10 protein-coding genes and 1 tRNA gene are annotated in these 9,259 nt (G+C 57.5%); 1 reads left to right on the forward strand and 10 read right to left on the reverse strand.

What is annotated here, in order from left to right; all coding sequences use genetic code 11:
• From rpoB to QZ196_RS16395, 9 genes are all read right to left on the reverse strand, one after another.
• The coding region (gene rpoB / locus QZ196_RS16355) for a DNA-directed RNA polymerase subunit beta (protein WP_296428343.1) at positions 1-2,776 on the reverse strand (2,776 nt) is incomplete at its 3' end.
• A gap of 243 nt (positions 2,777-3,019) precedes the next feature.
• Entirely contained in the window at positions 3,020-3,388 is a 369-nt protein-coding gene (gene rplL, locus QZ196_RS16360) for a 50S ribosomal protein L7/L12 (RefSeq protein WP_296428344.1), read from the reverse strand.
• A 69-nt stretch (positions 3,389-3,457) separates the two neighbouring features.
• Positions 3,458-3,970: a 50S ribosomal protein L10 gene (rplJ, locus tag QZ196_RS16365; RefSeq protein ID WP_296428345.1), complete on the reverse strand. Its 513-nt coding sequence runs from the start codon at positions 3,968-3,970 to the stop codon at positions 3,458-3,460.
• A gap of 400 nt (positions 3,971-4,370) precedes the next feature.
• A complete protein-coding gene (rplA, locus tag QZ196_RS16370; RefSeq protein ID WP_296428346.1) occupies positions 4,371-5,072 on the reverse strand; it encodes a 50S ribosomal protein L1 in 702 nt (233 codons plus the stop codon).
• On the reverse strand, positions 5,072-5,497 hold the full coding sequence (rplK, locus tag QZ196_RS16375) for a 50S ribosomal protein L11 (RefSeq protein ID WP_296428348.1): 426 nt from the start codon (positions 5,495-5,497) through the stop codon (positions 5,072-5,074). The genes rplA and rplK overlap by 1 nt, the downstream gene beginning before the upstream one ends.
• Before the next feature lie 115 nt (positions 5,498-5,612).
• Positions 5,613-6,143, reverse strand: a complete 531-nt coding sequence (gene nusG / locus QZ196_RS16380) for a transcription termination/antitermination protein NusG (protein WP_296428356.1) — start codon at positions 6,141-6,143, stop codon at positions 5,613-5,615.
• A 192-nt stretch (positions 6,144-6,335) separates the two neighbouring features.
• Positions 6,336-6,536, reverse strand: a complete 201-nt coding sequence (secE, locus tag QZ196_RS16385; RefSeq protein WP_296428349.1) for a preprotein translocase subunit SecE — start codon at positions 6,534-6,536, stop codon at positions 6,336-6,338.
• 91 nt (positions 6,537-6,627) lie between these two features.
• A complete protein-coding gene (locus tag QZ196_RS16390) occupies positions 6,628-7,518 on the reverse strand; it encodes a hypothetical protein (protein ID WP_296428350.1) in 891 nt (296 codons plus the stop codon).
• 42 nt (positions 7,519-7,560) lie between these two features.
• A tRNA-Trp gene (locus QZ196_RS16395) sits at positions 7,561-7,636 on the reverse strand.
• A gap of 125 nt (positions 7,637-7,761) precedes the next feature.
• Here QZ196_RS16395 and QZ196_RS16400 point away from each other — a divergent pair.
• A complete protein-coding gene (locus tag QZ196_RS16400) occupies positions 7,762-8,451 on the forward strand; it encodes a DUF374 domain-containing protein (protein ID WP_296428352.1) in 690 nt (229 codons plus the stop codon).
• Positions 8,452-8,455: 4 nt separating this feature from the next.
• On the opposite strand, the gene QZ196_RS16405 is transcribed toward QZ196_RS16400, so the two are convergent.
• Complete coding sequence (locus QZ196_RS16405) at positions 8,456-9,103, reverse strand: CatB-related O-acetyltransferase (protein WP_296428354.1); 648 nt, start codon at positions 9,101-9,103, stop codon at positions 8,456-8,458.
• Between the last annotated feature and the right edge of the window lie 156 nt (positions 9,104-9,259).

The raw sequence follows: 9,259 nt of genomic DNA on the forward strand, positions 1-9,259 counted from the left end.
AGATGGCGCGCAGCAGCTTTTCTTCTGGCGTCATCGGGCTTTCGCCCTTTGGTGTAATCTTGCCAACAAGGATATCTGCAGGCCCGACTTCGGCACCGATGTAGACGATCCCGGCTTCGTCGAGGTTGCGCAGGGCTTCCTCGCCGACGTTGGGAATATCGCGGGTGATTTCCTCTGGACCAAGCTTTGTATCGCGGGCCGCGACTTCGAATTCGTCGATATGGATCGAGGTAAACACGTCATCACGGGTGATGCGTTCCGAGATCAGGATCGAGTCTTCGTAGTTGTAGCCATTCCAAGGCATAAACGCGACGATCACGTTCTTGCCCAGTGCGAGTTCCCCGATATCGGTAGAAGGACCGTCGGCGATCACTTCGCCTTTCAGAACGATGTCGCCCACTTTGACCAGCGGACGCTGATTGATACAGGTGTTCTGGTTCGACCGCTGGAACTTGCGCATCCGGTAGATGTCAACGCCGGCATCGCCAAGTTCGAGGTCGTGGGTAGCACGCACAACGATACGCTGGGCATCGACCTGGTCAATGATACCCGCACGCTTTGCCATGATCGCAGCGCCACTGTCGCGGGCCACGACTTCTTCGATACCGGTGCCGACAAGCGGCGCTTCGGCTTGCAGCAAAGGCACGGCCTGACGCTGCATGTTCGAACCCATCAAGGCGCGGTTGGCGTCATCGTTTTCCAGGAACGGAATAAGCGACGCCGCGACCGAGACAAGCTGTTTCGGCGACACGTCGATCAGGTCCACGTTTTCGCGTGGTGCCAGCGTATAGTCACCGTTCATGCGGGTCGAAACCAGTTCATTCTTGAACGAACCGTCTTCGTTCATGCTCGCGTTGGCCTGCGCCACGGTGTGACGCATTTCTTCGGTTGCGGACATGTACTGCACTTCGTCCGTCACCTTGCCATCCACGACCTTGCGGTATGGTGTTTCGATGAAGCCGTATTTGTTCACGCGGGCGAATGTCGCCAGTGAGTTGATCAGACCAATGTTCGGACCTTCGGGTGTTTCAATCGGACACATGCGACCATAGTGGGTCGGGTGCACGTCGCGCACCTCAAAGCCGGCACGTTCGCGGGTCAGACCGCCGGGGCCAAGCGCCGAAAGGCGACGCTTGTGCGTGACCTCGGACAGTGGGTTGGTTTGGTCCATGAACTGCGACAACTGGCTTGAGCCGAAGAATTCGCGCACCGCAGCAGCAGCAGGTTTCGCGTTGATCAGGTCCTGTGGCATGACCGTGTCGATTTCGACCGATGACATGCGTTCCTTGATCGCACGTTCCATCCGCAGCAGACCGACGCGGTACTGGTTTTCCATCAGCTCGCCAACGGAACGGACGCGACGGTTACCAAGGTGGTCAATGTCGTCGATATCGCCCTTGCCGTCGCGCAGTTCCACCAGCGCCTTGATGCAGGCAACGATGTCTTCGCGGCGCAGGGTGCGCATGGTGTCTTCTGCATCCAGATCGAGACGCATGTTCATCTTGACCCGGCCAACAGCGGACAAGTCGTAACGCTCGCTATCAAAGAACAGGGTGTCGAACAGGTTCGATGCTGAATCAACGGTCGGTGGTTCACCGGGACGCATGACGCGGTAGATATCCATGAGCGCGGTTTCGCGGTTCATGTTCTTGTCTGCGGCCATGGTGTTACGGATATAGGCACCGACGTTGATGTTGTCGATGTCCAGAACCGGGATCGACTTGATGCCAGCATCAACAAGATTCTTGAGCGTGCCACCAATCACGTCGCCCGCCTTGTCCATCTCGAGCGTCAGTTCATCACCGGCTTCGACGTAGATCGCGCCCGTCTCTTCGTTGATGATGTCGCTTGCAACGAATTTGCCGACAATCTGGTCGTAAGGGACAAGCAAATCGGTCACTGCGCCTTCGTCGATCATTTTCTTGACCGAACGTGGCGTGATCTTTTCACCAGCTTTGGCGATCACCTCACCGGTGCTGGCATCAACCAGATCAAACGTGGGGCGGGTGCCACGCACGCGCTGTGGGAAAAACTTGGTTGTCCAAGCCTTGCCGTCTTTGTCCAGCGTGTAGTCAACGGTGTTGTAATAGGCATCCATGATGCCTTCCTGATCCAGACCCAGCGCATACAGCAGCGTGGTCACAGGCAGCTTGCGACGACGGTCAATCCGGCAGAACACAAGGTCCTTGGCGTCAAATTCAAAGTCGAGCCAGCTGCCACGATATGGGATGATGCGGCAGGCGAACAGCAATTTGCCTGAGGAATGCGTCTTGCCCTTGTCATGGTCAAAGAACACACCGGGGGAGCGGTGCATCTGGGACACGATCACACGCTCGGTCCCGTTCACAACGAACGTCCCGTTTGGTGTCATCAGGGGCATATCGCCCATGAACACGTCTTGTTCTTTGATGTCTTTGACAGACTTCGCGCCCGTATCCTCATCTACTTCGAATACAATAAGACGCAGCGTCACCTTGAGGGGGGCGCTGTAGGTCATGTCGCGTTGCTGACATTCCTCGACGTCGTATTTCGGTTTTTCAAGCTCATACTTGACGAATTCAAGCACGGCGGTTTCATTGAAATCTTTGATCGGGAACACCGACTGGAAGACACCTTTGATGCCTTCGCCGTCAAGGGGCGTATCACTGTCGCCAGAGCGCAGGAACAGATCGTAAGAAGATTTCTGAACCTCAATGAGGTTCGGCATTTCAAGAACTTCACGGATTTTGCCGTAGTACTTGCGCAGGCGTTTCTGACCAAGGAAGGAGGAAGCCATGTGCGATGTCACCTTATATTTGTCTCTCGAATGACGCATCGCCCGGGCCGCGATACATCACCCATTTGACCGGGGGTTTGATGTCTATTCGTGGCTGCCGTCCCACCGGCACCCTCCCGACATCTCAAACCTACCCAAGAGGTTGGTCAGCGCTGGCCAACCTCTAAGACAGATTTGGCCGGGCGCGCGAAATGCGCGTCCAGCCGTGTTATATGGCAAGGGAGACCCCCGCCGGAAACTGACTCAGGCCAGTTCGACCGTCGCGCCAGCTGCTTCCAGCTTTGCTTTGATCTCGTCTGCTTCTGCTTTTGAAGCGCCTTCTTTGACTTTGCCGCCAGCTTCAACGAGGTCTTTTGCTTCTTTCAGGCCAAGACCTGTGATTGCGCGGACTTCTTTGATGACGTTAATTTTCTGTGCGCCAGCTTCTTTCAGCACAACATCAAATTCAGTCTTCTCTTCTGCAACTTCGACAGCGGCAGCAGGACCAGCAACGGCAACTGCACCAGCAGCTGGCTCGATGCCATACTCATCCTTCAGGATGGTTTTCAGTTCTTGTGCTTCGAGAAGGGTCAGACCAACAATCTCTTCAGCAAGTTTTTTCAGATCAGCCATTTTATGCTTTCCGTTCGTTTTAAGTGTGTTCCAACGTCAGGGCACGCGCCCCAAGTCAATTCAGATGCTTTATGCAGCGTTCTCTTCGATGGTCGAAAGAATGCTCGCGATGTTCGAAGCAGGCGCGCCAATGGCCCCGGCGATGTTTGCGGCAGGTGCCCCGATGCAACCCACGATGGAAGCAATAAGCTCCTCGCGGCTTGGCATCCCGGCAACGGCTTTCACACCAGCGACGTCCAGTGCTGTATCACCCATTGCACCACCCAGAATAACGAGTTTTTCGTTACCCTTGGCGTACTTATCCATGACCTTCGCAGCTGCGACAGGGTCTTCGGAATAGGCGAGCACGGTCATCCCCAACAGGTAGTCTGCAATGCTTGCGCACGGCTTACCTGCAAGGGCGATCTTGGCGAGCTTGTTCTTGGCAACACGTACGGACCCACCCGCGTCACGCATTTGTGCGCGCAGGTCCTGCATTTCGGCAACTGTCATGCCTTCGTAGTGGGCAACCACTACGACGCCAGAGCTTTCAAAGATCTGGCCGAGGTCGTCGACCAGCTGTTCTTTTTGTGCTCTATCCACAGTTTCACTCCAAGTTTGGGGGTCTCCCCCCGGCTCACATTTGCCGGATAGCGAACTACCCGACATTCGGTGTCCACGTACACGGGTGAGCCAGGTTCAACCGAGGAGAGCCTCGAAAAATCTGGTCTATCCCCGTCTCAGGCAGGAATTAAAGGCGTGACACGCCAACCCACCGTCTCGGACGAACAAAGGCCCGAACGAATCAATCATCCGGGCCAAGTTGGTTGGTTACTGCCACATGAACCGAATGCCAACCCCCGGGGCCCGGAATATTGGCAAATCTGCCGTTCTGCCCGGCAATCCCCCATGCTGAGGGGATCACAAAGCCGTTAGCGCAAGCGCCAAACGCAAACGGCAGGCCCAAAGGCCTGCCGCAGGTCGCATCCGCAGATACGTGATCTTATGCGTTGCCGGTGGCAGATGCCACGTCAACGGATACGCCGGGACCCATTGTTGAGCTTACCGCGATCTTTTTCATATAAGTGCCCTTGGCGCCTGCTGGCTTGGCTTTGCCAACTGCGTCAACGAAGGCCAGCATGTTCTGCTCCAGCTGCTCGGCGGTAAAGGATGCCTTGCCGATGCCTGCATGCACAACGCCGGCTTTTTCAGCCTTGAACTGCACTTGGCCGCCTTTGGCCGCTGTCACTGCTTCTTTGACGTCCATGGTCACTGTGCCTACCCGCGGGTTTGGCATCAGGTTGCGTGGACCCAGAACCTTGCCCAGACGACCAACGATGGCCATCATGTCAGGTGTTGCAATGCAACGATCAAAGTCGATGGTGCCGCCCTGAATGGATTCCATCAGGTCTTCGGCACCGACAATGTCTGCCCCAGCGGCTTTGGCTTCGTCGGCCTTGTCACCACGAGCGAAAACAGCGACGCGCACGGTTTTACCGGTGCCGTTTGGCAGGTTGACCGTGCCGCGGACCATTTGGTCGGCGTGGCGTGGGTCAACACCCAGCTGCATCGCGATTTCGACGGTCTCATCGAACTTCGCCGTGGCATTGCTCTTGATCAGAGCAACGGCCTCGGAAACCGAAACATTGTCCTTGCCGGCAAATGCGGCGCGGGCTGCGGTTGTACGCTTACCATATTTTGCCATTACTTGACCTCCACACCCATAGAACGGGCAGAACCCGCGATGATCAGCATTGCGCCTTCGATTGAGGTCGCGTTGAGATCTTTCATCTTGGCTTCGGCGATTTCACGCACCTGCTTGCCAGTGATCGAACCAGCAACTGTTTTGCCGGGTGTCTTGGAGCCGGCTTTCAGCTTGGCCGCTTTTTTGATGTAATAAGACGCAGGTGGCGTCTTGATCTCAAAAGTGAACGACTTGTCCTGATAGTAGGTGATCACGGTCGGGCATGGTGCGCCTTTTTCCATATCTGCGGTCTTGGCGTTGAATGCCTTGCAGAATTCCATGATGTTGATGCCGCGTTGACCCAATGCCGGGCCGACTGGCGGGCTTGGCTTTGCTTCGCCTGCAGCTACCTGCAGTTTCAGCGTCCCCATAATCTTCTTGGCCATGTGGCCTCTCCTTTTTCAGCGGTGGATCAGATCCACCCTACAATGCCCCGATGGGGCGGTTTTGCCGTGGTTCGGCCAGGATGTGCTCCGGACCTCCCACGTCTGAACGCGCAGATTACTGTTTGGAAACCTGCGTGAATTCCAATTCGACCGGGGTTGCCCGACCAAAGATCGACACCGTCACCTTGAGGCGCTGGTTATCTTCATCAACTTCTTCAACCATGCCGTCGAAATCTTCGAACGGACCATCGTTGACTTTGACCTTCTCGCCGATCTCGAAGTGGATCAGTGTGCGTGGGCTATCCTCGCCCTCCTGAACACGACCAAGGATCGCTTGCACTTCGGCGTCGCGCATTGGCATTGGGCGACCTTGCGGACCCAAGAACCCTGTGACTCGGTTGATCGAGTTGATCAGATGATAGCCTTCATCCGACATCTCCATGTGAACCAGCACATAACCGGGCATGAAGCGACGTTCGGCCGTCACTTTCTTGTTGCGGCGGATTTCGATCACTTCTTCGGTGGGAACCAGCACTTCGTCGATCTGATCCGAAAGGCCCTTTTCTTCCGCCTTGGCGCGGATAGCCTCTGCGATCTTTTTCTCAAAGTTCGAGAGCACGCTCACCGAATACCAACGTTTCGCCATGTTCTGGGCCACCCTGCCGTCACCGACCCGTCAGGGCCGAAAGTTCCAATTATATCTGGCGGACGCACCGCCAGTCGGGGCAATAAAAAGCGGCGCGCAACTTGATTCGCCGCACGCCATTCCCCGAAGTCTGTGGCTCATACCGCTCACACCGCGTGTTTTCAAGGGGTGTGGGGCAATTTCCGCAGACCGTTAGCTACTGAAGTACGCCAGCACCCCGGTCAGTCCGGTCCGGATGAGAATGTCAACGAGCGAAAAGAAGATCGCGGTCACACCAGCCATGATAAATACCATGATGGTTGTCAGCACGACCTCGCGGCGGGTCGGCCAAACGACCTTGGAAACTTCGGCGCGCACTTCTTGGATGAACTTGACAGGATTGGCAGTGGCCATGGGGCTTTCGTCCTTTATAGAAACATCTGGCGACATACGGCGTCTGCCCGATGATTTCAAGCCTACGTCTGCTGTTGCGTGCCCACGTGCCTTAGGGGCGTAAAAAGGTGACGCCATTGAGCGCGGCAATCCCCGCGATTTGTGCTTTGTAAAGCTGGCTGGCCGTATCGTGCTGCGCCGGGGTGAAGCCGTCGAATGCCACGTGTTCCGGGGTCACCGGCAATGATTTGCGCGCGGCAACGGCCACGTTCTGCACTGCAGCGGCCCCCGCGCCTTGCTGGACTTGGGCGACGGCAGCGGCAGAAAGGCCGACATGGATTTTGCGGCCCAGCGGCGCGACCAGCGGCACATTTTGCGGACCAGCAAGACCGCCGATGATTTGCGGAAAAATATCCTGATAGTCCTCGTACTGCCAGACCGTCAGCCGATTGACCCCGGCAGCCCGCCTGATCCGCAGCACCAGATCCAGCCAGTTCACGCTGGCAATCGGGTTAAGCTGGGTGAACTGCGCCATCGGCATCACCCGCCCGCCCAGCAGCAACTGGCCATAGGCCGAGTTTAGAAAACTGGCCGGGTGCCGGATGCTTAGAAACACATCGAGCCCGCCGCAATCCACGCCCGCCGCCAACGCCGACAGACGGCTTGCGGCCTGCGGATAGCGGGTTTTGACGGGGCGTCCACGCGGACTGTTTAGCCCACCGATATAGTTTTCCTCGCTTAAAACCAATCGTGCGGCACCTTTGCGCAGCAGGGCCAGTTGATCGGCGGGTGCGCGTCGCTGGGTATCGGTGGCGCGCCCGACCTTGAGCCCGAACAGCGTCGGAAGCGACCGCCCGGGCAGGCGCAGATGCTCGGGACCGTAGTAGCGGACCCCGGCATCCGACAGCGCATCCACATGACTGTGAAGCGACCGCTGCAAATGCGAGGTCGCTGTCTTGTGCGCCCCGATGTGGATTGCAACGGTAAAATCAGCGGCTGGCATGGGTCGTGCGATCCTCCGGCTGGCGCTTGCGGGGATCTGGCCTGGCAGGGGCATGGAGACTCGAACTCCAGACCTACGGTTTTGGAGACCGTCGCTCTACCAACTGAGCTATACCCCTATGGCCGGTTGTCGGATTAGTCGCAAATGGATGCGGGATCAAGAGGGAAGGCGCAGCAGACTTGTCATCAGGTCGATAAATGTCGAAACAGAGGGTACAATTCCGCAACAAAGGCCCCTGCCCCCGTGTCTTTCCGCCAGCGCATCGAAAAATCCCAACGACTGGCAAGGTTGCTTGCCGCGGTCGCTGGCGCCTATCTGGCGTTCTGCAACCGGACGACGCGCTGGCAGATCGCGGGCGTTGATGACCTGCGCGCGGCACTTGCCAAAGGGCCGGTGCTTTTGGTGATGTGGCACGAGCGGTCGATCATGGGTGCGCTGCATTGGCCCGTCGCAGATGGCCAACTATCGAGCCTGTTTGACAGCTCACCCATTGGTCGCGTGTCAGGCGCATTGCAGCGCCGCGTTGGCCTGCAACCGATGGAGATGTCGCGCAGCCAATCCAACCGCGCGGCGTCGCGCACAGTGCTGAAACGGGTCGGCGAGGGGGTCAGTATCGGAATGACCGGCGACGGGCCCTTGGGGCCAGCCCTGCAGGTCAAGGATGCCCCGCTGGATTGGGCGCGCGCGACCGGGGCGCCGGTGTTCTGCTATGCCTTTGCAGCCACACAGGGGCGGCGGCTGAATACATGGGACAAGATGCTGATGCCTTATCCGTTCGGACGGGGAGCCTATGTTTTCGCCCGCTTCAAGGCGGAGGTCCCGCGCAAGCCGTCTGCCGATGAAACCACGGCGCTGCGCGAGGCGATGCGGCGATTTATGGACGAAACGACAGCGCGGGCGGATCGGTTGATCAACGCATCCACCGCAGACTAAGCGGTCAGGCAGGACCGACCGCCTGCAATGCTTTCAAATTGCCCCCGGCGATCACGGCCTCTTGGGCCGTGATCGTGTCAATATCCCAATCCCACCAGGCCAGGGCGTTCAGCGTCTCTATGATCTCTGGCCCGAATCGGGTGCGCAGGACACGCCCAGGATTGCCACCGACAATTGCATAGTCAGGAATCGCGCCCGTTACGACCGCCCCAGCGCCGATGATCAGACCGTTGCCGATTTGGGCGTCGGGCATGATCCGGGCACCCTGTCCGATCCAGACATCATGTCCCACCGCGGTATCGGGGCCAGACGGCGGCATCGACGGGGCGGCGGCACCGCCACCGGTAAAAATCATCAAGGGAAAGCTCGAAAATCCATCATGCCGATGATTGGCCGATGCGGTGATAAATGTCACCCCGTCGGCGATTTGACAAAATTTGCCGATGATCAAACGTTCAGGTGAGAAATCATAGAGATAGGGTGCCAGATGTCCTGCCCAGTCGTCAGGTGGCACATGGGCGCTCGCATAGCTGTAGTCGCCAACGCGGATTCTCGGGTGGTCAGTGGCGGCCGATAGGAAAACAGTGCCGCCGTGCGCGGTTCCGTCAGACAGCTTGACGGGATTACGTGTCCTGGGAGAAGGAAATGTCATAGGGCATCCTTGTGCTGAATTGAAAGGGTTCAGAACTGCGAACGATCCATATCGGCCTCCGTTTACGGGTTCGAGATGGATAGCAGATATCGGAGAAACACAAAAGGCCGCCCCATTTCTGGAGCGGCCTTCTTTGTTTCGTGAGGTGCGGGTTCT

The organism is Yoonia sp. (assembly GCF_017854565.1).
Taxonomy (GTDB): Bacteria; Pseudomonadota; Alphaproteobacteria; order Rhodobacterales; family Rhodobacteraceae; genus Yoonia.